The organism is Pseudomonas ficuserectae (assembly GCF_024584585.1).
GTDB classification, from domain to species: domain Bacteria; phylum Pseudomonadota; class Gammaproteobacteria; order Pseudomonadales; family Pseudomonadaceae; genus Aquipseudomonas; species Aquipseudomonas amygdali.
Map to the genome: position 1 here is coordinate 2018357 of NZ_CP085684.1, position 22050 is coordinate 2040406.

General features: G+C 58.8%; 23 protein-coding genes. 21 read left to right on the top strand and 2 right to left on the bottom strand.

The genetic code is table 11. From position 1 onward, the window contains the following. Positions 1–208: 208 nt before the first annotated feature. The gene (gene rne / locus LJU29_RS08930) at positions 209–3532 is read right to left on the bottom strand and encodes a ribonuclease E (protein ID WP_442628775.1); all 3324 of its coding nucleotides are present in this window, start codon (positions 3530–3532) and stop codon (positions 209–211) included. Positions 3533–4249: 717 nt separating this feature from the next. Here rne and rluC point away from each other — a divergent pair. From rluC to sppA, 3 genes are read left to right on the top strand one after another with little or no spacing between them, the layout of a single operon-like run. Further along, positions 4250–5206 carry a 23S rRNA pseudouridine(955/2504/2580) synthase RluC gene (gene rluC / locus LJU29_RS08935; protein ID WP_257112092.1) on the top strand — a complete coding sequence of 319 codons (957 nt, stop codon included), beginning with the start codon at positions 4250–4252 and terminating at the stop codon, positions 5204–5206. Beyond that, the gene (locus LJU29_RS08940) at positions 5196–5858 is read left to right on the top strand and encodes an HAD-IA family hydrolase (protein WP_005758298.1); all 663 of its coding nucleotides are present in this window, start codon (positions 5196–5198) and stop codon (positions 5856–5858) included. Before rluC ends, LJU29_RS08940 begins: the two co-directional genes overlap by 11 nt. 24 nt (positions 5859–5882) lie before the next feature. Further along, entirely contained in the window at positions 5883–6881 is a 999-nt protein-coding gene (gene sppA / locus LJU29_RS08945; protein ID WP_057423980.1) for a signal peptide peptidase SppA, read from the top strand. A 55-nt stretch (positions 6882–6936) separates the two neighbouring features. On the opposite strand, the gene LJU29_RS08950 is transcribed toward sppA, so the two are convergent. Further along, a complete protein-coding gene (locus tag LJU29_RS08950; protein WP_257112095.1) occupies positions 6937–7515 on the bottom strand; it encodes a Maf family protein in 579 nt (192 codons plus the stop codon). Between the two features lie 106 nt (positions 7516–7621). Between LJU29_RS08950 and LJU29_RS08955 the strand changes: the two genes are divergently transcribed. The 18 genes from LJU29_RS08955 to LJU29_RS09040 all read left to right on the top strand — a co-directional run bounded on the left by LJU29_RS08955 (position 7622) and on the right by LJU29_RS09040 (position 21988). Beyond that, the gene (locus LJU29_RS08955) at positions 7622–8149 is read left to right on the top strand and encodes a YceD family protein (RefSeq protein ID WP_002552687.1); all 528 of its coding nucleotides are present in this window, start codon (positions 7622–7624) and stop codon (positions 8147–8149) included. A 13-nt stretch (positions 8150–8162) separates the two neighbouring features. Continuing rightward, complete coding sequence (gene rpmF / locus LJU29_RS08960; protein ID WP_002552688.1) at positions 8163–8345, top strand: 50S ribosomal protein L32; 183 nt, start codon at positions 8163–8165, stop codon at positions 8343–8345. Positions 8346–8349: 4 nt separating this feature from the next. Then, positions 8350–9372 (top strand): phosphate acyltransferase PlsX, encoded by a 1023-nt coding sequence (gene plsX, locus LJU29_RS08965; protein ID WP_005758293.1) that lies wholly within the window; start codon positions 8350–8352, stop codon positions 9370–9372. Between the two features lie 116 nt (positions 9373–9488). Beyond that, positions 9489–10427, top strand: coding sequence for an ACP S-malonyltransferase (gene fabD, locus LJU29_RS08970; RefSeq protein WP_032704093.1), 939 nt, complete (start codon positions 9489–9491; stop codon positions 10425–10427). 15 nt (positions 10428–10442) lie between these two features. Continuing rightward, positions 10443–11186: a 3-oxoacyl-ACP reductase FabG gene (gene fabG, locus LJU29_RS08975; protein WP_003318510.1), complete on the top strand. Its 744-nt coding sequence runs from the start codon at positions 10443–10445 to the stop codon at positions 11184–11186. Positions 11187–11377: 191 nt separating this feature from the next. Then, positions 11378–11614 (top strand): acyl carrier protein, encoded by a 237-nt coding sequence (acpP, locus tag LJU29_RS08980; RefSeq protein ID WP_002552692.1) that lies wholly within the window; start codon positions 11378–11380, stop codon positions 11612–11614. Positions 11615–11742: 128 nt separating this feature from the next. Beyond that, positions 11743–12987: a beta-ketoacyl-ACP synthase II gene (fabF, locus tag LJU29_RS08985; RefSeq protein WP_002552693.1), complete on the top strand. Its 1245-nt coding sequence runs from the start codon at positions 11743–11745 to the stop codon at positions 12985–12987. Next, entirely contained in the window at positions 12987–13802 is an 816-nt protein-coding gene (gene pabC, locus LJU29_RS08990; protein WP_054995295.1) for an aminodeoxychorismate lyase, read from the top strand. Before fabF ends, pabC begins: the two co-directional genes overlap by 1 nt. Positions 13803–13805: 3 nt before the next feature. After that, entirely contained in the window at positions 13806–14930 is a 1125-nt protein-coding gene (gene mltG / locus LJU29_RS08995; RefSeq protein ID WP_257112098.1) for an endolytic transglycosylase MltG, read from the top strand. Between the two features lie 22 nt (positions 14931–14952). Next, the gene (gene tmk / locus LJU29_RS09000) at positions 14953–15585 is read left to right on the top strand and encodes a dTMP kinase (RefSeq protein ID WP_257112099.1); all 633 of its coding nucleotides are present in this window, start codon (positions 14953–14955) and stop codon (positions 15583–15585) included. Beyond that, positions 15578–16564, top strand: coding sequence for a DNA polymerase III subunit delta' (locus tag LJU29_RS09005; RefSeq protein WP_257112100.1), 987 nt, complete (start codon positions 15578–15580; stop codon positions 16562–16564). Before tmk ends, LJU29_RS09005 begins: the two co-directional genes overlap by 8 nt. Before the next feature lie 34 nt (positions 16565–16598). After that, positions 16599–16955, top strand: coding sequence for a PilZ domain-containing protein (locus LJU29_RS09010; protein ID WP_002552698.1), 357 nt, complete (start codon positions 16599–16601; stop codon positions 16953–16955). A gap of 14 nt (positions 16956–16969) precedes the next feature. Beyond that, complete coding sequence (locus tag LJU29_RS09015) at positions 16970–17755, top strand: TatD family hydrolase (protein ID WP_057453667.1); 786 nt, start codon at positions 16970–16972, stop codon at positions 17753–17755. A gap of 358 nt (positions 17756–18113) precedes the next feature. Then, on the top strand, positions 18114–18767 hold the full coding sequence (locus tag LJU29_RS09020) for a LysE family translocator (RefSeq protein WP_257112102.1): 654 nt from the start codon (positions 18114–18116) through the stop codon (positions 18765–18767). Between the two features lie 155 nt (positions 18768–18922). Next, positions 18923–19585 carry a TetR/AcrR family transcriptional regulator gene (locus tag LJU29_RS09025; protein ID WP_257112103.1) on the top strand — a complete coding sequence of 221 codons (663 nt, stop codon included), beginning with the start codon at positions 18923–18925 and terminating at the stop codon, positions 19583–19585. A gap of 123 nt (positions 19586–19708) precedes the next feature. After that, positions 19709–20311, top strand: coding sequence for a DUF4823 domain-containing protein (locus LJU29_RS09030; RefSeq protein ID WP_002552702.1), 603 nt, complete (start codon positions 19709–19711; stop codon positions 20309–20311). Between the two features lie 20 nt (positions 20312–20331). Beyond that, positions 20332–20892 carry a DUF1285 domain-containing protein gene (locus LJU29_RS09035; RefSeq protein WP_005758279.1) on the top strand — a complete coding sequence of 187 codons (561 nt, stop codon included), beginning with the start codon at positions 20332–20334 and terminating at the stop codon, positions 20890–20892. A gap of 85 nt (positions 20893–20977) precedes the next feature. Beyond that, entirely contained in the window at positions 20978–21988 is a 1011-nt protein-coding gene (locus tag LJU29_RS09040) for an aspartate-semialdehyde dehydrogenase (protein WP_122322558.1), read from the top strand. Positions 21989–22050: the final 62 nt, after the last annotated feature.

The window sequence follows — 22050 nt, forward strand, 5'->3', positions numbered from 1 at the left end:
CCGCGATGGGCTGCGAAGCGGACCCAAAACCGGCCATCTTGTTTGTATCTGGTGCACCGAGGCAGCTGGTTTTGCTGCCGGTTCCCGGCAGTTCGCGGACAAGCGAAGCGTCGCCCGGTCCGCTCCTGCAGTCGATGTGTTTCCCTGAGTCACAGACGTAAAAAAGCCCCGCCTGTCTGCACAGGCGGGGCTTTTTCATGGGCCGGAGTTAGGCGAGTGGTTTAGGCTCGTTTCCTTTCTCGGCTTCATGTTGCGGTTTGACTGCTGGTTGCTCAGTCGCCGCTTCTTCAGTCTTTTCCTCGATAGCCTGAGAAGGCTGGACCGATTCTGCTTCAGCGGCAACAGGTGCTGCTTCGGCGATGACTGGAGTGCTGGCCGCAGCGGCTTCCTGCTGACGGCGTGCTTCTTCTTCACGCTTGCGACGACGAACTTCACGAGGATCGTTCGGTGCACGGCCGGTGCTGCTGACCGGTGCGACCGGTGTTTCCACGATCACAGGTTGTTGCTCTGCAGGTGCAGGCGCTGCTTCTTCGACGGCCTTGGGCGCGACGTAAGGAGCAGGCTCCTCCTTCACGACGACAGGCTCGGCAGCAGTAGCGGCAGGCGTTGGCAGTTCGGACGATTCAGTGGCTGGCACTTCTTCATGAGCCGCTGCTTCGACAGGCGCTTGTGGCGCTGGCTCTGGCGTTGGTGTGAACGGCACGACGCGCTCGGCATGCGGCGCTTCGAACAGCTCAGTCTGCGCAGCAATGGCAGGTGCTTCGACCGCAGCAGGTTGAACCTCCACTTCTGGAGCCGGTTTGGCGACTGGCGCATCGTCTGCAACCGGCGCTTCAACAGCAGGCACTTCAACGACCGGTTCTGCTGCTGCCGGAGTTTCTGGAGTGGATGCTTCAATTGCCGGTGCGTCAGCTTCCGGTGCCTTGGCAGTATTGGCTTCGGCAACAGGCGCTTGCTGCGCAGGCTCTACGGCTGGAGCGTCTACAGCAGTGCTGTTGGCTCGCTCGGCCTGCTGGTGTGCATCGGCTTCTGCTGTGGCGCTGATCACGCCGCCAGCCGCAGCTGCTGCGGTGAATCCCAGACCAGCCGACAGATCGGTGGCGCTGCTGCCTTGTTCAGCATTTTCTGCCGAGCCGTTTTCTTCGGAACCGTTTTCTTCAGAGCCTTCGATCACGTTGCCATTGGCATCACGTTGACGCTCACGACGGTTGCTGCGACGACGCTGACCGCGGGAGCGGCGGCGAGGGCGGTCGCCTTCGCTACCGTCGTTGCCTTCCTGGTTCTCGTCATTGATCTGCTCTTCGTTGAGCAGCACTTCCTCTTCGCTCACGGCAGCCGCGGCCTGTTCGGCGCGTGGTTGACGTTCTTCGCGAGGCGCGCGCGGCTGGCGTTCTTCGCGTGGTGCGCGTTCAGGACGCTCTTCACGAGCAAGGTTTACGGCAGGGGCTGCATCCAGAGGCTCGCGCAGTTCGCGGACCGGACGATCTTCGCGTGCTTCACGTGGCTTGCGCTCGCGGGAAGTACGGGCTGGACGCTCTTCACGTGGTGCTGAATCCTCGCGGGCTTCACGCGGTTCGCGAACGGTACGCTCTTCACGAGGTGCACGCTCCTCACGTGGGGCGCGCTCTTCGCGCGGCGCGCGTTCGGCACGTTCTTCACGGGGGGCGCGTTCTTCACGAGGCTTGCGCTCTTCGTCACGACGGTTGTTGCGGCCACGGCTCTGTTGGCGACCGTTGCGGCGCTCCTCGTTACGGGCCGGACGCTGTTCGGCAGCAGGTTTTTCAACCACTACCGGAGCGGCAGGCTCTTCCTTGGTCGCGAACAGGCTGACCAGGGATTTCACCAGGCCCTTGAACAGGCTTGGCTCGTGAGCGACCGGTGCAGGCGTTGGGGCAGGCGCAACGGCTTCAACCGGAACCGGCGCATTGGCACGAGCAGGTGCAGTCTTGACGGCTGCTTCCTGGCGAACAAGAGTGCGGGTTGCGGCAGCCAGCGGGGCGATTTCTTCTACTTCGGCTGCAGCCGCGGCGATTTCGTAGCTGGTCTGGCTGTTGTGTGCTTCCGGGCTGTCATCACGCAGACGCTGAACTTCGAAGTGCGGGGTTTCCAGCTGGTCGTTCGGCAGGATGATGATGCGCGCACGGGTGCGCAGTTCGATCTTGGTGATCGAGTTGCGCTTCTCGTTGAGCAGGAACGCAGCGACCGGGATCGGCACCTGAGCGCGCACTTCTGCAGTGCGGTCTTTCAGGGCTTCTTCTTCGATCAGGCGCAGAATGGCCAGAGAAAGCGATTCGACGTCACGGATGATGCCGGTGCCATTGCAGCGAGGGCAGACGATGCCGCTGCTTTCGCCCAACGATGGGCGCAGACGCTGGCGGGACATTTCCAGCAGGCCGAAGCGTGAAATGCGACCGATCTGAACGCGGGCGCGGTCGGCTTCCAGGCTTTCGCGGACTTTTTCTTCCACGGCGCGCTGGTTCTTGGCCGGTGTCATGTCGATGAAGTCGATGACGATCAGGCCGCCGATGTCGCGCAGACGCAATTGACGGGCGATTTCCTCAGCCGCTTCAAGGTTGGTCTGCAGGGCGGTTTCTTCGATGTCGCTGCCTTTGGTGGCGCGCGCCGAGTTGATGTCGATGGACACCAGGGCTTCGGTCGGATCGATGACGATGGAGCCGCCGGAAGGCAGTTCGACCACGCGCTGGAAGGCGGTTTCGATCTGGCTTTCGATCTGGAAGCGGTTGAACAGTGGAACGCTGTCTTCGTACAGTTTGATCTTGCTGGCGTACTGCGGCATCACCTGGCGGATGAAGGTCAGGGCTTCTTCCTGGGCTTCGACGCTGTCGATCAGGACTTCGCCGATATCCTGACGCAGGTAGTCACGGATGGCGCGGATGATGACGTTGCTTTCCTGATAGATCAGGAAGGGGGCCGAACGGTCCAGGGACGCTTCCTTGATGGCGGTCCACAGTTGCAGCAGGTAATCGAGGTCCCACTGCATTTCTTCGCTGCTGCGGCCCAGGCCGGCAGTACGAACGATCAGACCCATGTCGGCTGGAGCGATCAGGCCGTTGAGGGCTTCACGCAGTTCGTTGCGCTCTTCGCCTTCGATACGGCGCGAGATGCCACCGGCGCGAGGGTTGTTCGGCATCAGGACCAGATAACGGCCTGCAAGGCTGATGAAGGTGGTCAGGGCTGCGCCCTTGTTGCCACGCTCTTCTTTCTCGACCTGAACGATGACTTCCTGGCCTTCGCTCAGGACGTCCTTGATGTTGACGCGGCCTTCAGGGGCTTTCTTGAAGTACTCGCGGGAGATTTCCTTGAGGGGCAGAAAGCCGTGGCGCTCAGAGCCGAAATCGACAAAGGCAGCCTCAAGGCTGGGTTCGATGCGAGTGATTCGGCCTTTATAGATGTTGGCCTTCTTCTGCTCGCGTGCACCTGACTCGATGTCCAGGTCGTAGAGGCGCTGGCCGTCTACCAGTGCAACACGCAACTCTTCGGGTTGAGTTGCGTTAATCAGCATTCTTTTCATGTAGTACCGTCGGTTTCCGGGCTGCCGGAAACGGCGTTCGGCACACACGACTTCTCACGGTCGGTGTCAGGGCACGTCAGGAGTGGTTGGACACTCCAGTGTCTAGCGAGGTCCTCGCCCAGAGGGGGCGGAGGGTCGCGACGACGTTTCCTGCTTGCTGTGGTGGCATAAGACACCCTTTTCAGCAAAAGCTTTGTCAGGAGGAGGAATCGACCATCGGTAGCGGACGAGATGAAGCGTCTAGAACAAGCCTTGTGCTACACAGTCCGATGGTCGTGCGTCTCCACCCTACACGTATCCCTGATAATTCGGGTGCTGCCGCGCGCAGAATCCGCAGCGGGTTGGCATTTACCGCGATCTTCGATAGGGAAGGTCGCGCATCATGGCTTGAGGCGTTGTTCCCGAAGCATTCGCTCGTAGCGTCTGAAAGCGACTGCACTTTGTGAACTGGCCATGAACTGTCCGCACCGTCAGCGAGCTGTCTGCTCTGCTGTCAGGCGTGTTTCCGGCCTCATGTCACCTGCGCTCGTTACGTTTTCAGCGTGCTCCGTTGTCACCGAACACTGCGTAGGACGGCCTCCCGTCCTTGTGAATTGCGTTGGTCAGGGCCGGTTGTCAACCGTTGGTCCGCTGTCCGGCCGCTTTTGGCGGCGTTCGCGACTATAGCAGCAATCATTAAGTGCTTCAAATCCATAAAAAATTGTTATCATTTGCGGCATGACGAATATTGCCCCTCCAACCCCCGGCGTCCAGCTGGTTGAGGTTGCCCCGGAACTTGCCGGTCAACGCATCGATAATTTTCTGATCACTTATCTCAAGGGTGTGCCCAAAACCTTGATTTACCGCATTTTGCGCAAAGGCGAAGTGCGTGTGAACAAGGGGCGGATCAAGCCGGAGTATAAGTTGCAGGCAGGCGATATCGTGCGCATTCCTCCTGTGTGCGTGCCTGAGCGCGACGAGCCGGTGCCGGTTGCGCAGGCTCTGCTGCAGCGCCTCGAGGCCGCGATTGTCTACGAAGACAAGGCGCTGATCGTGCTCAACAAGCCTGCGGGTATCGCTGTGCATGGCGGCAGCGGCCTGAGTTTCGGGGTAATCGAAGCATTTCGTCAGTTGCGTCCGGATGCCAAGGAGCTCGAACTGGTGCACCGTCTCGATCGCGACACGTCCGGTCTGCTGATGATTGCCAAGAAACGCAGCATGCTGCGTCATCTGCACGAAGCCCTGCGCGGCGACGGCGTCGACAAGCGCTACATGGCGCTCGTCCGCGGTAACTGGGCAACGGCTCAGAAACAGGTGCGTGCGCCGCTGATGAAAAGCAATCTGCGCTCCGGCGAGCGCATGGTCGAAGTGAATGAAGAGGGCAAGGAGGCTCTGACGATCTTCAAGGTACTGCGTCGTTTCGGTGACTTTGCCACCATGGTCGAAGCCAAGCCGGTGACCGGGCGCACGCACCAGATCCGCGTGCACACGCTGCATGCGGGGCACGCCATTGCAGGCGATACCAAATACGGTGACGAGAATTTCAGTCGCGAGATTCGTGATCTGGGCGGCAAGCGTCTGTTCCTGCACGCCTACATGCTGACGGTGCCGATGCCCGATGGCAGCAAACTGAATGTGCAGGCGCCTGTGGATGAAATGTGGGCCAAGACAGTGGAGCGTTTGAGTGCGCCGTAATTACGACCTGTTGATTTTTGACTGGGACGGCACGCTGGCCGACTCTGTGGGGCGAATTGTTCTGGCCATGCGTGCCGCGGCTATCGAGACTGATCTGGAGGTTCGTGACGATCCGGCGATCAAGGGCATTATCGGTCTGGGTCTGCCAGAGGCGATTCGAACCCTTTATCCGCAGATCAGTGACAATCAGGTGATCGACTTTCGGCAACGCTATGCTGACAGCTACATGGCCATGGATAACGTGCCTTCGCCGCTGTTCGAGGGTGTTCTGGAGTCGATGCAGGCGTTTCGCGAGGACGGCTATCGTCTGGCGGTCGCTACCGGCAAGGCGCGCCGTGGGCTGGATCGGGTGCTGCAGGCCAATGGCTGGGGAGATTACTTCGATGCCACCCGGGCTGCCGACGAAACCGCCAGCAAGCCGGACCCGCTGATGTTGAACGAGATCATGGCGCATTGTGATGTTGCGCCGCAGCGTTCGTTGATGATCGGCGATGCGTCATTCGATTTGCTGATGGCCCGCAACGCAGGTATGGATTCGGTTGCGGTGGGTTATGGCGCTCAGTCGCTGGAGTCGTTGCGCCAGTTTCAGCCACGATTGGCTATTGAGCATTTTTCCGAGCTGCGCACCTGGTTGAATGGGCGCGGCGTCTAGTTTTAGGGTTGGAGTGATTGGAACATGTCTGACGAATGGAAGGCACCCGTCTCGCAAAGCGCGGACGAGGGCATCAATGGCAAGGAAGAAGCAAAAAGCTGGAAACTTCTGGAAAAGACGCTGCTGGCCAGTGTTCAGGAGCAGCGTCGTGCGCGTCGCTGGGGAATTTTCTTCAAGCTGCTGACGTTCGCGTTTCTGTTTGTCGCAGTGGTCGTTCCGATGCTGGACTTTGAAGGCGGTACATCGCGCCGCTCCAGCCACACAGCGCTGATCGATGTGCAGGGTGTGATTGCCGACAAGGAGTCGGCCAGTGCCGAGAATATCGTCACGGCGCTGCAGAAGGCGTTCGAGGATGAAAAGACCAAGGGCGTTATTCTGCGTATCAACAGTCCGGGCGGCAGTCCTGTGCAGTCGGGCTATGTTTATGACGAAATCCGTCGTCTGCGTGCTGCAAAACCGGATATCAAGGTGTATGCGGTCATTACTGATCTGGGTGCTTCGGGGGCTTATTACATTGCCAGTGCTGCCGACCAGATCTACGCCGACAAGGCCAGTCTGGTGGGGTCGATAGGTGTGACGGCGGCGGGGTTCGGGTTTGTCGGTGCCATGGACAAGCTCGGCGTTGATCGTCGTACCTACACATCGGGCGAGCACAAAGCTTTCCTTGATCCGTTCCAGCCGCAGAAGGCCGATGAGACGCAGTTCTGGCAGGGGGTGCTGGACACAACGCATCGTCAGTTCATCGCCAGCGTCAAGCAGGGTCGTGGCGATCGTCTGAAGGACAAGGATCATCCCGAACTGTTTTCGGGGCTGATCTGGACCGGTGAGCAGGCCGTTGCGCTCGGTCTGGTGGACGGCCTGGGCAGTGCCAGTTATGTCGCGCGGGATGTGATCAAGGAAAAGGATACCGTCGAATATACCGTCGAAGAGTCGCCTTTCGACCGCTTTTCGAAAAAGCTGGGCACCAGTATCGCTGAGCGCATTGCCATGCTGGTCGGCTTCAACGGTCCAAGCCTGCGCTGACGGCTTGATGCAGAAATGAAGAACCCGGCCAATGGCCGGGTTCTTTGTCTGAGCGTCAGGGTACGCTGACCCCTTCCTTTATTAGCATGTCCACAAGGCGTATCAGTGGCAGGCCGATCAGGCTGGTCGCGTCGCTGCCTTCGGTGCTGCGAAACAGGCTAACCCCCAACCCTTCAGCCTTGAAGCTGTCGGCGCAGTCATAAGGTTGCTCTGCATGCAGATAGCGTTCGATGCTGGCTTGATCGAGTTCGCGCATGTGCACGGTAAAGGGTACGCAATCGACCTGATGCTCGCCTGTCGAGCTATTAAGCAGGGCCAGTCCGGTCAGGAAGGTTACGCTGGTGCCACTGGCAGCCGTCAGTTGCTCAAGTGCGCGCTCGAAGGTATGTGGCTTGCCGAGTATCTGCCCGTCGAGGACGGCAACCTGGTCGGAGCCAATGATCAGGTGATGCGGATATTCGCCCGCCAGCGCCTTGGCTTTCTCTAAGGCAAGGCGTCGAACGAGGTCGTGTGCGGTTTCGTCCGGTCGGTGACTTTCATCAATGTCCGGGGACTTGCAGGTGAATGGCAGGCGCAGGCGAGTGAGCAGTTCGCGCCGGTATGAAGAGCTGGAGGCAAGGAGCAGGGATGGCATGCGGTTCTCCGTAGGCTGAGCGTCGATTCTAAAGAGTGGCCGGAGTGACGAACAGGCCTGAATTTCCTTTGACATGCCAAGGGGGCATCCCTAGAATGCTGCGCCTATGTTGAATGACCCGATTCCATCTCACGTTGACCCGCGCAAATTGTCTGATCGCGGCACTACCCTTCAGGGTGAAGTGCTGCTGGGCGATTTGAAGAGACTTTGCGACCCGCTTGCCGACACTGTCGGTACGGTGCAGGCGAAATTCGTTTTTGAGCGTGACGAACGCCGTTCTGTGGTTATCCACAGTTCGATAGACGTCCCGGTCAAGATGGTTTGCCAGCGTTGTCTTGAGCTGGTGACCCTGCCGATCCACAGCGAATGCAGTTACGCCGTGGTGAAGGAGGGTGCGAATACCCAGTCGTTACCGAAAGGTTATGACGTGCTGGAACTGGGCGAAGATCCTTTGGATCTGCTGGCATTGATCGAGGAGGAGCTATTGCTCGCCTTGCCCATTGTGCCTGCTCATCATCCTGAAGAATGCCAGCAACCGGCGGGTCTCGATGAGCCCGAACCGAGCGTGGACGAGGTAACGCGGTCCAACCCGTTCAGTGTATTGGCGCAGTTAAAGCGTGACCCAAACGTTTAGGAGTTAATCAATTATGGCTGTTCAGCAGAACAAAAAATCCCGCTCTGCCCGTGACATGCGTCGTTCGCACGACGCTCTTGAGGCAAGCACTCTGTCGGTAGAAAAGACCACTGGTGAAATTCACCTGCGTCACCACGTATCGCCAGAAGGCGTATACCGTGGTCGTAAAGTGATCGACAAGGGCGCTGACGAGTAATTTCTTGTCCGCTCCGATCATCGCGATCGACGCAATGGGCGGGGACTTCGGTCCCCGCAACATTGTTCAGGCAAGCCTCGCGTGCCTGACAGCTACACCCTCGCTTCATCTGGTCCTCGTCGGCCAAGCCTCCCTGATTGAAGAACTCATTGCCCGTCATGGTGCTGTGGATCGCTCGCGCCTGCGTGTCGTAAACGCCAATGAAGCCATTGCAATGGACGAGCGTCCGTCCCAGGCTCTGCGTGGCAAGCCTGACTCGTCCATGCGTGTTGCTCTTGAGCTTGTTGCAAGCGGGCAGGCCCAGGCATGTGTCAGCGCTGGTAATACCGGTGCGCTGATGGCGCTTTCGCGGTTTGTGCTCAAGACGCTGCCCGGTATCGATCGTCCCGCGATGATCGCAGCCATTCCCACTCGGTCTGGCCATTGTCAGTTGCTCGACCTAGGTGCGAATGTCGATTGCAGCGCTGAGGCGCTCTATCAGTTTGCGGTAATGGGCTCTGTTCTTGCAGAAACCCTGGGTGTCAAAAAGCCCAGGGTTGCCTTGCTTAACGTGGGCACGGAAGACATCAAGGGCAATCAGCAGGTCAAGCTTGCCGCCGGTCTTTTGCAGGCAGCCCTGGGGCTCAACTACATTGGCTACGTCGAAGGCGACGGTTTGTACCGGGGTGAGGCTGACGTTGTGGTGTGTGATGGCTTTGTTGGCAATGTACTGCTCAAGTCGAGCGAAGGTCTGGCGACCATGATTGCCGCCAGAATCGATACACTGTTCAACCGCAATTTGCTAAGCAGGGCTGTCGGAGCATTGGCGTTGCCGTTGCTCAAGCGACTGCAGACTGATCTGGCGCCTGCTCGTCATAATGGCGCGAGCTTGCTCGGGTTGCAGGGGGTTGTGGTGAAAAGCCACGGTTCGGCCAGTGTTTCAGGGTTCCAGAGTGCGATTCAGCGAGCGATCGTTGAATCCCGTGAAAACCTGCCGCAGCGCCTGAAGGGGCGGCTTGAATTGCTTCTCCAGAACGGCGGAGCCTGAAAATGTGACGCATCAGACTGGTCAGTCATCCAACCGATCAGTCATGTAAATTTGAATACCCGCGTTCGGCCTGTCCGGACGCCCATTTTGGCGACAATAATTCAGAGGCTTGTCAAATGTCTGCATCCCTCGCATTCGTCTTTCCGGGTCAAGGATCGCAATCGCTCGGCATGCTCGCCGAGCAAGGCGCGCAACATCCGTTGATTCTCGATACTTTCGAGCAGGCTTCCGAAGCCCTTGACTATGACCTGTGGGCGTTGACCCAGAGCGGTCCTGTCGAGTTGCTCAATCAGACCGACAAGACCCAGCCTGCCATTCTGACTGCTTCCATAGCCCTGTGGCATGTGTGGCTGGCCGAGGGCGGCGCCGTTCCTGCGTTCGTCGCAGGTCACAGTCTGGGTGAATACAGTGCGCTGGTAGCTGCGCAAAGCCTGAGCCTGGCTGATGCGGTAAAGCTCGTCGAGTGTCGTGGCCAGTTGATGCAGGAAGCGGTGCCGGCCGGTCAAGGCGGCATGGCCGCTATTCTGGGTCTTGATGACGCCGACGTTATCGCTGCCTGTGCCGAAGCAGCGCAGGGCGAAGTTGTCAGTGCGGTGAATTTCAACTCGCCGGGCCAGGTGGTGATCGCCGGTTCCGCCGAGGCCGTCAAGCGCGCCATGGAGCTGTGCAAGGCGCGGGGTGCCAAGCGTGCATTGCCGTTGCCGGTCAGCGTGCCTTCGCATTGCGAACTGATGCGCCCGGCCGCCGAGCGTTTCGCCGAGGCTGTTGAAGCCATTGAATGGCAGGCACCTGAAATCGCATTGGTACAGAACGTCAGCGCCAGCGCGGTCAGTGATCTGGCGACGCTCAAGCGTGACTTGCTGGAACAGTTGTACAAGCCGGTTCGCTGGGTTGAATCCATTCAATGCCTGGCGAGCCGTGGTGCGACCCAGCTTGTGGAATGTGGGCCGGGCAAAGTCCTGGCCGGTCTGAACAAGCGTTGCGCCGAAGGCGTGATTACTTACAACCTTGATACCCCGGACGCCTTTGCCGCCGCGCGCGCGGCACTGGCCTGATTAGGAGAAGCCTGTATGAGCCTTCAAGGTAAAGTTGCACTGGTCACCGGTGCGAGTCGCGGTATTGGTCAAGCCATCGCCCTGGAATTGGGGCGCAATGGTGCTGTCGTTGTGGGCACCGCGACCTCTGAGTCCGGCGCCGAGCGCATCAGTGCGACGTTCAAGGAGAACGGCATCGAAGGCTTTGGCCTGATGCTCGATGTCTGCGATGCCGAGTCCGTGAATTCGGTCCTGTCGACTATCCAGGAGCGTGTCGGTGCACCGTTGATTCTGGTCAATAATGCCGGCATCACCCGTGATAATCTGATGATGCGCATGAAAGATGACGAATGGTATGACGTCGTCAACACCAACCTGAACAGCCTTTTCCGCCTTTCCAAGGGTGTTTTGCGCGGCATGACCAAAGCGCGTTGGGGCCGTATTATCAGCATTGGTTCGGTTGTGGGTGCCATGGGCAACGCCGGTCAAGTAAACTATGCTTCCGCGAAGGCCGGGCTGGAAGGTTTCAGCAGGGCTCTGGCCCGTGAAGTGGGCTCGCGGGCAGTAACCGTGAATTCGGTTGCGCCCGGTTTCATCGACACCGATATGACGCGTGAGCTGCCTGAGGCTCAGCGTGAGTCACTGATTACCCAGATACCCCTGGGCCGTCTGGGTCAGGCTGAAGAGATTGCGCATGTAGTCGCTTTTCTTGCCTCCGAAGGCGCAGGGTACGTTACCGGGGCCACAATCCCTGTTAACGGCGGCATGTACATGAGCTAATGTGACCATCTGTTTCAAAAAAATGTCATACGAGCTGTCTAAAATCCGTTATAAAGCTGCAATCTATGCATGGGCAAAGGTACGGTTGGGCATAACGGGAGAGCGTTAAGCTTGAAATTCGCAAAACCTCTTCTATACACTTACCCACTGGCCAGATGCCTGAACATTTCCACTAGGAGTTAAAACTAGGTATGAGCACCATCGAAGAGCGCGTCAAGAAAATCGTTGCAGAGCAACTTGGCGTCAAATCAGAAGAGGTTGTCAACACTGCTTCTTTCGTTGAAGACCTGGGCGCTGACTCCCTGGACACTGTCGAGCTGGTAATGGCTCTGGAAGAGGAATTCGAGACCGAAATCCCTGACGAAGAAGCGGAAAAGATCACTACCGTTCAAGCAGCAATCGACTACGTCACTAGTCATCAGGCTTAAGATTTGTAATCGCTGACTGCTGTCACGGGAAAACCGCACTGCTTTAACCGGCGTGCGGTTTTTTCTTTAGAAAACGCTGTGATTGTTCGTAAATGATTGTTCCGTAAACAAGAGAGAAGGAGAGTCCTGTGTCGCGTAGACGCGTCGTGGTCACCGGGATGGGCATGCTTTCGCCACTGGGCAATGACGTGCCCAGCAGTTGGCAGGGCATTCTGGCGGGCCGCAGTGGCATTGGCCTTATCGAGCACACGGACTTGTCGGCCTTCACCACCCGTTTCGGCGGTTCGGTCAAGGGTTTCAACGTCGAAGAATACCTCGCGCCCAAAGAAGCGCGCCGGCTCGATCTCTTCATTCAGTATGGTCTCGCGGCCAGCTTTCAGGCGGTGCGTAATGCAGGCCTCGAAGTCACTGATGCAAACCGTGAACGCATCGGCGTCGCGATGGGTTCGGGTATCGGTGGTCTGACCAATATCGAAAACAGCAGTCGTCTGCTGCACGAGCAAGGGCCAGGACGGATTTCTCCGTTTTTCGTGCCGGGCTCGATCATCAACATGATTTCCGGTTTCCTGTCTATCCATCTGGGTGCACAGGGGCCTAATTACTCCATCGCCACGGCTTGCACCACGGCGACCCACTGCATCGGCATGGCGGCTCGCAACATCGCCTATGACGAAGCGGACGTGATGATTGCCGGTGGCGCTGAAATGGCTGCCTGTGGCCTGGGGCTGGGTGGTTTCGGTGCCGCGCGTGCGCTGTCGACCCGCAACGACGACCCGACCCGTGCCAGTCGTCCCTGGGACAAAGGCCGTGATGGTTTCGTCCTGTCCGACGGTGCAGGTGCGATGGTGCTTGAAGAACTTGAGCACGCCAAGGCGCGTGGTGCGACCATCTACGCTGAGCTGGTCGGGTTCGGCATGAGCGGCGATGCCTATCACATGACCTCGCCACCTGATGACGGTGCCGGTGCTGCACGCTGCATCGTCAATGCGTTGCGTGACGCCAAGGTCAATGCCGATCAGGTGCAGTACATCAACGCACACGGTACGTCGACGCCTGCGGGCGATCTGGCCGAGGCTTCTGCGATCAAGTCGGTATTTGGCGATCATGCCTACAAGCTGGCTGTCAGTTCGACCAAGTCGATGACCGGCCACCTGCTGGGTGCTGCTGGTGCTGTCGAGGCGATCTTCAGTGTTCTGGCAATGGTTGATCAGGTGGCTCCGCCGACCATCAACCTAGATGAGCCAAGCGAAGGCTGCGATCTGGATTTCGTGCCTCACGAAGCGCGCCGCATGCCGATCGACGTCGTTCTGTCGAACTCCTTCGGCTTCGGTGGCACCAACGGCTCGCTGGTATTCCGTCGGTTCGCCGAGTAATGCCTGGCTGGGTCGATGGCTGCCCCGCAGACGCCTTGTCCCTCAAGGACCGGGGGCTGGCCTACGGCGATGGACTGTTTGAAACCATCGTCGTCAAGGCCGGGCAGCCATTGCTCCTGGAGCGCCATCTGCAGCGTCTCGAAAACGGATGTGCGCGCTTGTCGATCGCAACCGATCATGCGCTTATCCGTGCAGAAATGACCCGCTTCGCTGCAGAGCTTGGCGATGGGGTCATGAAGCTGATCCTTACCCGCGGCGACAGCCAGCGCGGTTACGCTCCAGCCCCCAATGCCCAATCGCGTCGAATCCTGCAGGGCGGCCCTGCGCCAGCCTATCCGGGTGTGCATGCCGAGCAGGGCGTGCGCCTGTTTGCCTGCCAGACGCGTCTGGCGGAACAGCCGCTTCTGGCTGGACTCAAGCACCTCAATCGTCTGGAGCAGGTACTGGCTCGCTCCGAGTGGAGTGACAGCGAGCACGCCGAGGGCTTGATGCGTGACACGTCCGGGCGATTGATCGAGGGTGTCTACAGCAATCTGTTTCTGGTCAGTCAGGGTCGTCTGCTGACTGCCGATCTCAGCCGCTGCGGGGTCGCCGGTGTGATGCGTGCCGAGTTGCTGGATCAGGCACGAAACCTGGGGCTGGTTGTCGATATCCGTGATTTGCACCTGTCCGACCTTGAATCGGCGGACGAAGTGTTTCTATGCAATAGCGTCTACGGCGTCTGGCCGGTTCGCGGCTTTACAGTCTTGAGCTGGCCGGTCGGGCCGCTCACCCGTAAACTGCAAGGTATTGCTCGCACCCTTCTGGATATCTGATTTGTGATCCGAAAAATATTGGTGTTGCTGGAAACAGCTGTCATTCTGGCAGGCCTTCTGCTCGGCTTTGCGTTCTGGCAGCAACATCAGGCGCTGAACCAGCCGCTCGAAGTCGCTCAGGAGCAACTGCTGGATGTCCCGGCCGGCTCAACGCCGACCGGTGTGCTTAATCGACTGCAGGCCGATGGCGTGATCAAGGACGCCTTCTGGTTGCGCCTCTACTGGCGTTTCAACCTCTCCGGACAGGCACTGCACAGCGGCGAATACCGCATGGTGCCGGGCATGAACGTCAAGGGGCTGTTCGACGTCTGGAAGCGCAAGGAGGTTGTGCAATACAGCCTGACGCTGGTCGAGGGCTGGAATTTCCGTCAGGTGCGGGCTGCGCTGGCCAAACAGGCCAAGCTCGATCAAACGCTGGCTGGCTTGTCCGACGGCGAGCTGATGGCAAAAATCGGCCATCCTGATGTATTCCCTGAAGGGCGTTTCTTTCCTGACACCTATCGCTATGTGCGCGGCATGACCGATGCCGAATTGCTCAGGCAGGCTTACAGTCGTCTGGAAGAAGTGCTGGATGAAGAATGGAACGCCAGGTCGTCTGAGGCTCCGTATTCCAATCCTTATCAGGCCCTGATCATGGCGTCGCTGGTCGAGAAGGAAACCGGTATGCCTCAGGAGCGTGGTCAGATCGCGGGTGTGTTCGTGCGTCGCTTGAAGCTGGGCATGCAGTTGCAGACCGATCCGACCGTGATCTATGGCATGGGCGAGCGCTACAACGGCAAGTTGACCCGGGCCAATCTCAAGGAACCCACGCCGTACAATACCTACGTGATAGCCGGTATGCCGCCGACACCGATTTCACTGGTGGGGCGCGAGGCGATCCATGCCGCGCTCAACCCGGTAGCGGGCAGCAGCCTGTATTTCGTGGCCAAGGGGGACGGCAGCCATGTGTTCTCGGACGATCTGGATGCCCATAACTCAGCGGTGCGTGACTATCAGCTCAAGCGCCGCGCAGATTATCGCTCCAGCCCGGCACCTGCTGCACCGGCACCATCAACTGATTCTCCCTCTTCAGAGCCCGAGCCTGCGACTGCACCGGATGCCCCGCAGTCCGAGCCGAATGCGCAATGATTGAAACAATTAAGGATTACCTGTGACTGGTTTGTTTATCACCCTTGAGGGCCCGGAAGGTGCTGGCAAAAGTACCAATCGCGAGTACCTGGCGGCGCAGCTTCGCGCGCAGGGCGTTCAGGTATTGCTGACCCGCGAGCCGGGCGGCACTCCGCTGGCCGAGCGCATTCGCGAGCTGCTGCTGGCGCCCAGCGACGAGGCCATGAGCGCCGACACCGAACTGCTGCTGGTGTTTGCTGCGCGTGCACAGCATTTGGCCGAGGTCATTCGCCCGGCTCTGGCGCGTGGCGAGGTGGTGCTTTGTGATCGGTTTACCGATGCAACCTACGCGTATCAAGGTGGTGGCCGCGGCTTGTCTCAGCAGCGTATTGCCGTGTTGGAAGAGTTTGTTCAAGGCGATCTGCGGCCTGATCTGACGCTGGTGTTTGACCTGCCGGTGGAAATCGGTCTGTCACGTGCTGCAGCACGTGGCCGACTCGATCGCTTCGAGCAGGAAGGCCGGGCTTTCTTCGACGCGGTGCGCTCGACTTATCTGCAGCGGGCGAAGGCGGATTCTGCGCGGTATCGTCTGGTGGACGCGGCCCAGCCGCTGGCTGACGTTCAGGCTTCCCTTGATACATTGCTGCCGCAGTTGCTGGAGCTGCGACGTGGCTGAAGCCTACCCCTGGCAGGCGTCACTCTGGCAGCAGATGGCCGGTCGTGCCCAGCACGCTCATGCCTATCTGCTGCACGGTCCGGCCGGTATCGGCAAGCGGGCACTGGCCGAGCGCCTGATGGCCAGCCTGCTGTGCAAGGCTCCCGAAGCGCTTGAGGCCTGCGGGCATTGCAAATCCTGCCTGCTGCTGGCGGCTGGCAGTCATCCGGACAACTATGTGCTGGAGCCGGAAGAAGCAGACAAGCCGATCAAGGTTGATCAGGTCCGTGACCTGGTGAGCTTTGTTGTGCAGACCGCCCAGATGGGCGGCCGCAAGGTGGTGCTCGTCGAGCCGGTGGAAGCGATGAACATCAACGCTGCCAACGCCTTGTTGAAGAGTCTTGAGGAGCCGTCGGGCAATACCGTTCTATTGCTGGTCAGCCATCAGCCGAGCCGCTTGCTGCCAACGGTCAAAAGTCGCTGTGTGCAGCAGGCCTGCCCATTGCCCAGTGAACAGATGAGTCTGGACTGGCTGGGCAATGCCCTGCCTGATTGCACGCAGGAAGAACGGTTCGAATTACTGACGCTGGCAGCGGGTTCGCCGCTGGCTGCCGTGGCACTTCACACGCAAGGCGTTCGCGAACAACGCGCGCTGGTGGTGGATGGCGTCAAGAAGCTGCTCAAGCAACAGCAATCGGCTACCCAGCTGGCCGAAGGCTGGAAGGATATCCCGTTGTTATTGTTGTTCGACTGGTTCTGTGACTGGTCGCACCTTATCCTGCGCTATCAGATGACGCAGGACGAGGAAGGCCTTGGTCTGAGCGACATGCGCAAGGTCGTTCAATACCTGGCGCAGAAGTCTTCTCGCGCAAAAGTGCTGGAGATTCAGGACTGGATTCTGGCACAGAGGCAAAAAGTCATGTCCAAGGCCAATCTAAACCGGGTCTTGCTGCTTGAAGCATTACTGGCGCAGTGGGCAGGCCTGCCAGGACAGGCGTAGACTCTGCGTTATCCGGAACCGTTGAGGTGTTGTCATGAGTCTGCCGCTGAACACAGGTCCACGTAATGGCATTCTGTCCCTGACCATCAAGGACAAATCCGTGCTTTACGCTGCCTACATGCCATTCATCAGAAACGGCGGCCTGTTCATCCCTACCAGCAAAAGCTACAAGCTGGGTGACGAAGTGTTCATGCTGCTCAATCTGATGGACGAGCCGGAGAAGGTTCCGGTGGCTGGCCGCGTCGCCTGGATCACGCCAAAAGGTGCGCAGGGCAACCGGACTGCCGGTGTCGGCGTGCAATTCAATGATGGCGACAATACCGCGCGCAATCTGATCGAAACTCATCTGGTCGGTGCTCTGAAGTCCGATCGTCCAACCCATACGATGTAGTTGTGTTTTAACCCATGCTTGTAGATTCCCATTGTCACCTCGATCGCCTTGACCTTGCCCAGCACAATGGCTCGCTGGATGCAGCCCTAGAAGCCGCCCGGGGCAGGGGAGTCGGGCATTTTCTCTGCATCGGTGTCAGCGCCGAAAATGCGGGCGCGGTCAAGGCGCTCGCCGAGCGCTACGCCGATGTCGACTGCTCGGTAGGCATTCATCCGCTGGACGTGAAGCCCGGTGAGATGCCGCCTCTGGACTGGTTGCTCAAGGAGCTGGATCACCCACGAGTGGTGGCGATAGGTGAAACCGGTCTGGACTATCACTACGAACCCGAAGCTGCCGAGCTGCAGCAGGCTTCTTTTCGGTTGCACCTGGAGGCAGCCAGTGTCACTGGCAAGCCGGTGATCATCCATACCCGTGGCGCGCGCGCCGATACATTGAGCCTTCTGCGTGATGCGGCGCTGCCTCAGGCGGGCGTTCTGCATTGCTTTACCGAAGACTGGGAGATGGCCAGGGCGGCGCTGGATATGGGGTACTACATCTCGCTGTCCGGCATCGTGACCTTTCGCAACGCCGACGCCCTGCGGGATGTCGCAAGGCAAGTCCCCGCTGACCGGCTGCTGGTCGAGACCGATTCCCCGTACCTTGCGCCTATCCCTTATCGGGGCAAACCGAATCTGCCGCAGTACGTACGTGAAGTTGCCGAGTTTCTGGCAATGCTGCGGGGCGAGTCCTACGAGCATTTCGCTGAGCAGACCACCGCTAACTTCGCTCGCCTGTTCCCGCTGGCGCATGTTCAACGCTGAGTGGCGTACATGTTGACTGACGGCAAATCGCGGGCAAAAAAAACCCGGATTCTGGGGGGGTGAAGCCGGGTTAAGACCATTAGGAGTAAAACAAAGGCACGCTAGTCCTTAGGCACCTTTACTGGCGAGTCATTTGGGGAATGATGACCCGTCAGTGGCTTAAGTATTGCCCAGCATGGCGTACCGTCCAGTGCCTTGTGATCGTTTTTTAAACAGTTTTGGAATACTAAAGCGATTCTTGAGTCCTTGATGAGCACTTTTTGCCGGACGGGATACAAGGTCATCGCATCAAATTTGCCCGTGTACGCCAGCAGGTCAGGCATGCCGAGGTTTTTCAGTGCCTGGTCGGAGTGTTCGAGTGGAGTTTTCCAACGGTTTTCTGCTGAGTCTGTCGTTATGCCTGGATATTGGCCTGGCAAACATAGCCATGATCACGCTGTCCATGCAGCGCGGCTTTTCCAAGGGGCTGTGGCTTGGGTTGGGAACCTGTGTCGGCGATCTGGCCTATGCGGTCCTGGCCATGCTCGGCATGGCGGTGCTGCTGCAATATGAAGCCGTACGCTACGTGCTCTGGCTCGGCGGTACGGCGGTGTTGGCCTGGTTCTGCTTCAGGATGGTCATGAGTGCCACCGCGGTCAGCGCCGGCCTCGATAATCAGGATGTTCAATCGGAAAAATCCAGCCTGGCGTTGTTCCTGCGCGGAATTTTTCTGGCGATGTCATCACCCAGCGCCATTCTCTGGTTTGCTGCAGTCGGCGGTGCGCTGATTGCTCGACAGGGTTCTGATCTTGCCAGTGCCTCGACCTTTCTTGCCGGGTTCGTTGCGGCGGGCGTTGTCTGGTCGATCTCGCTGTGTGCGCTGGCACATCAGGGTGGGCGTTTCATGGGGGAGCGGATGTTGCGCTGGTCCTACATTGCCTCGGCGCTGATCTTTGCCTATTTCACGTTGTATGTAGTGATCACGGGTTACCTGGAGTTTGTCGCTGCATCCCCGGTACTGCCTGTGTCGTAGCATACCGTCGTGTGTCCGGTTTGCGAAGCGGACGCCAAAATGCGAATTTTTCGCCGGTTTCGTTCATAAAGGTCGACAAGTAAGGATGATCCGTGCAATTTAGCGCCGATTGGGCATAATACCCGGCTTCGATTTCGATCCTGACAGACCTCTCTATGCAGAAAGAACCTCGTAAGGTCCGTGAATTTCGCCGCCGTGAGCAGGAAATTCTCGACACCGCGCTAAAGCTGTTCCTGGAGCAGGGCGAAGACAGCGTCACTGTCGAGATGATCGCGGACGCCGTCGGCATTGGTAAAGGCACCATCTACAAGCACTTCAAGTCCAAGGCAGAAATCTATCTGCGCCTGATGCTCGACTATGAGCGAGACCTGAACGAGCTGCTGCACTCCGCTGATGTCGACAAGGACAAGGAGGCGCTCTCACGTGCCTACTTCGAATTCCGTATGCGTGATCCGCAGCGCTATCGCCTGTTCGACCGCCTGGAGGAAAAAGTGGTCAAGGGCAATCAGGTGCCCGAGCTGGTCGAAGAGCTCCACAAGATCCGCGCCTCCAACTTCGAACACCTGACCCTGCTGATCAAAGGCCGCATCACCGAAGGCAAGCTCGAAGATGTCCCGCCTTACTACCACTACTGTGCCGCCTGGGCGCTGGTGCATGGCGCCGTTGCGCTGTACCACTCGCCGTTCTGGAGCAATGTGCTGGAAGATCAGGAAGGCTTCTTCCACTTTCTCTTGGACATCGGCGTGCGTATGGGCAACAAGCGCAAGCGCGATGCCGACGTCATCGCCGAGCCCAAACCCGACCCTGCTACGGAATAACGCCCCGGCCCGGTCTTGAGCATCTGCTTCAAGGCTTTGGTGCCTGCTGTGCCAGAGATGGCGCGGAAGCTGCATCCGACGACCATTCGCCGGTTTTCCGTCACCGGTATTTGGGAGGGGATGATGCGTAGCCTGGTTATGCTGCTCGCGCTTTTGGCGTTGAGTGGCTGCATGAAAGTCAGTGACATGGGCGAGGGGGTTCGCGAGCAATTCAGCGATGCGGGTCTGCTCGATCACAGCGACACTCGCCGTACTGCCAACTGGCGTGTGCAGCCCGACTCGTTCATTTACATCGCGCAAGGTGCCTTCGTGCCGCCAGGCAATGCCTATCCGCGGCCCAATGTGGTGGCTGAAGAGGCCTTCAAGGGGTTCATCGAGTACTTCCCGATGGTCCGCCGTGCCCGTGGGCCAATGGGCCTGGATGAGGCCATGATCGAGGCGCGCAGTGCAGGCGCACATTATTTGCTCTACACCCGTTTTGCCAAGGCCGATGATCGCATCGGCACCGGCGATCAGTGGGCCGATCAGGAAGCCGTGGACCGTCTGGGTGTCGACAGCGGTGTCATTCAACTGATGCTGATCGAAACCAGCACCCGTTATCTTATCGACAGCGCGCGCATTCGCAGCCGTGGCGGATTGCTGACGCTTTACGACAAAAGCCCCGAAGATTTGCTGGGTCCGCCTCTTGAGGACTACGCTCGTACCTTATTGGGCGTCGAACGTTAAGCCAGCGTCAGGAGAGTGGAGTGACCGATTCAAACAAGGCGGGTGATCTGTTTGCGCAGATCCCCAAAACCAAGGGGTTGCCGCCTGTTCATTTGTGGAATCCGGATTTCTGTGGCGATATCGACATGCGTATCGCCCGAGACGGGACATGGTATTACCTGGGCACGCCGATCGGCCGCAAACCAATGGTCAGGTTGTTCTCGACGATCATGCGTCGCGACGGCGATGACTATTTTCTGATTACCCCTGTCGAGAAAGTCGGCATCAAGGTCGATGACGCGCCTTTTGTCGCCGTAACCCTTGAGGTGCTGGGAGAGGGTGAGGGTCAGGTGCTGCGCTTCCTGACCAATGTCGAGGATCAGACTGAAGCGGGGCCGGAGCACCCTTTGCGGGTTGTGACACACCCTGATACTCAGGAGCCAGCGCCGTATATCCATGTGCGGAGCAATCTTGAGGCGCTGATTCACCGCAATGTCTTTTATCAACTGGTCGAGCTGGCGGTCTCCCGCGAGATCAACGGGCAGCGCTGGCTGGGTGTCTGGAGTCATGGCGTGTTTTTTCCGGTGGGTCTTGAACCTTGAAAAACACGGCTATTTGCCGGCTTGAATTGCCTGTCGCCAGTGCGACAGTTAAAGTGCCGCTCCCTGATTTCCCTGAGGTTTTTGCATGAGCCAGTCCTTTGATATCGCCGTAATCGGCGCAACCGGTACTGTCGGCGAAACCGTTGTCCAGGTGCTGGAGGAGCGCAACTTCCCGGTCGGCAATCTGCACCTGCTGGCAAGTATCGAGTCTGCGGGTCACTCGGTGCCGTTTCGGGGCAAGAATGTACGCGTACGGGAAGTCGATGAGTTCGACTTCAGCAAGGTGCGCCTGGCATTCTTCGCCGCTGGCCCGGCGGTAAGCCGCAGTTACGCCGAAAAGGCCGTGGCGGCGGGGTGCTCGGTCGTCGACTTGTCCGGTGCATTTCCCGCCGTGCAGGCACCTAATATCGTGCCGGAAATAAATGCTACGCTTTTGCACAGCGGCGCGGCCGCCTCGCTGGTGGCCAGCCCGAGCGCCTCTGCCACTGCGGTCGCACTGGCTTTGGCGCCGTTGCGCGGGTTGATCGATATCCAGTCGGTGACAGTAACGGCCTGTCTGGCGGTCTCCGCACTCGGGCGCGAAGGCGTCAGTGAGCTGGCGCGTCAGACTACCGAGCTATTGAATGTCCGCCCGCTGGAAACCCGCTTTTTTGATCGTCAGATGGCGTTCAACGTACTGGCCCAGGTGGGGACGCCTGACGAGTCGGGGCATTTGCCGCTGGAAAGGCGTCTGGTCGATGAATTACGCGAACTGCTGACGCTGCCATCGCTCAAAGTGTCTGTCACCTGCATTCAAGTGCCGGTGTTCTTTGGCGACAGCTTTACCGTAACGCTGCGCACCGCAGGTTCGGTCGATGTTGCGGCGATCAATGCGGCACTCGAGTCTGCCGCCGGAATCGAACTGGTCGATGAGGGGGATTACCCTACGCCGGTGGGTGATGCCGTGGGGCAGGACGTGGTTTATGTGGGGCGCGTTCGGGCAGGAATCGACGATCCCGAGCAGCTGAATCTGTGGCTGACGTCAGATAATGTACGAAAAGGCGCTGCGCTCAATGCTGTGCAGGTTGGCGAATTGTTGATAAAAGACTATGTGTAAAAGATACTTGGCAACAATTTGAATAATTGTTTTAGCGGCGATACGCCTTACACCCAAATGCA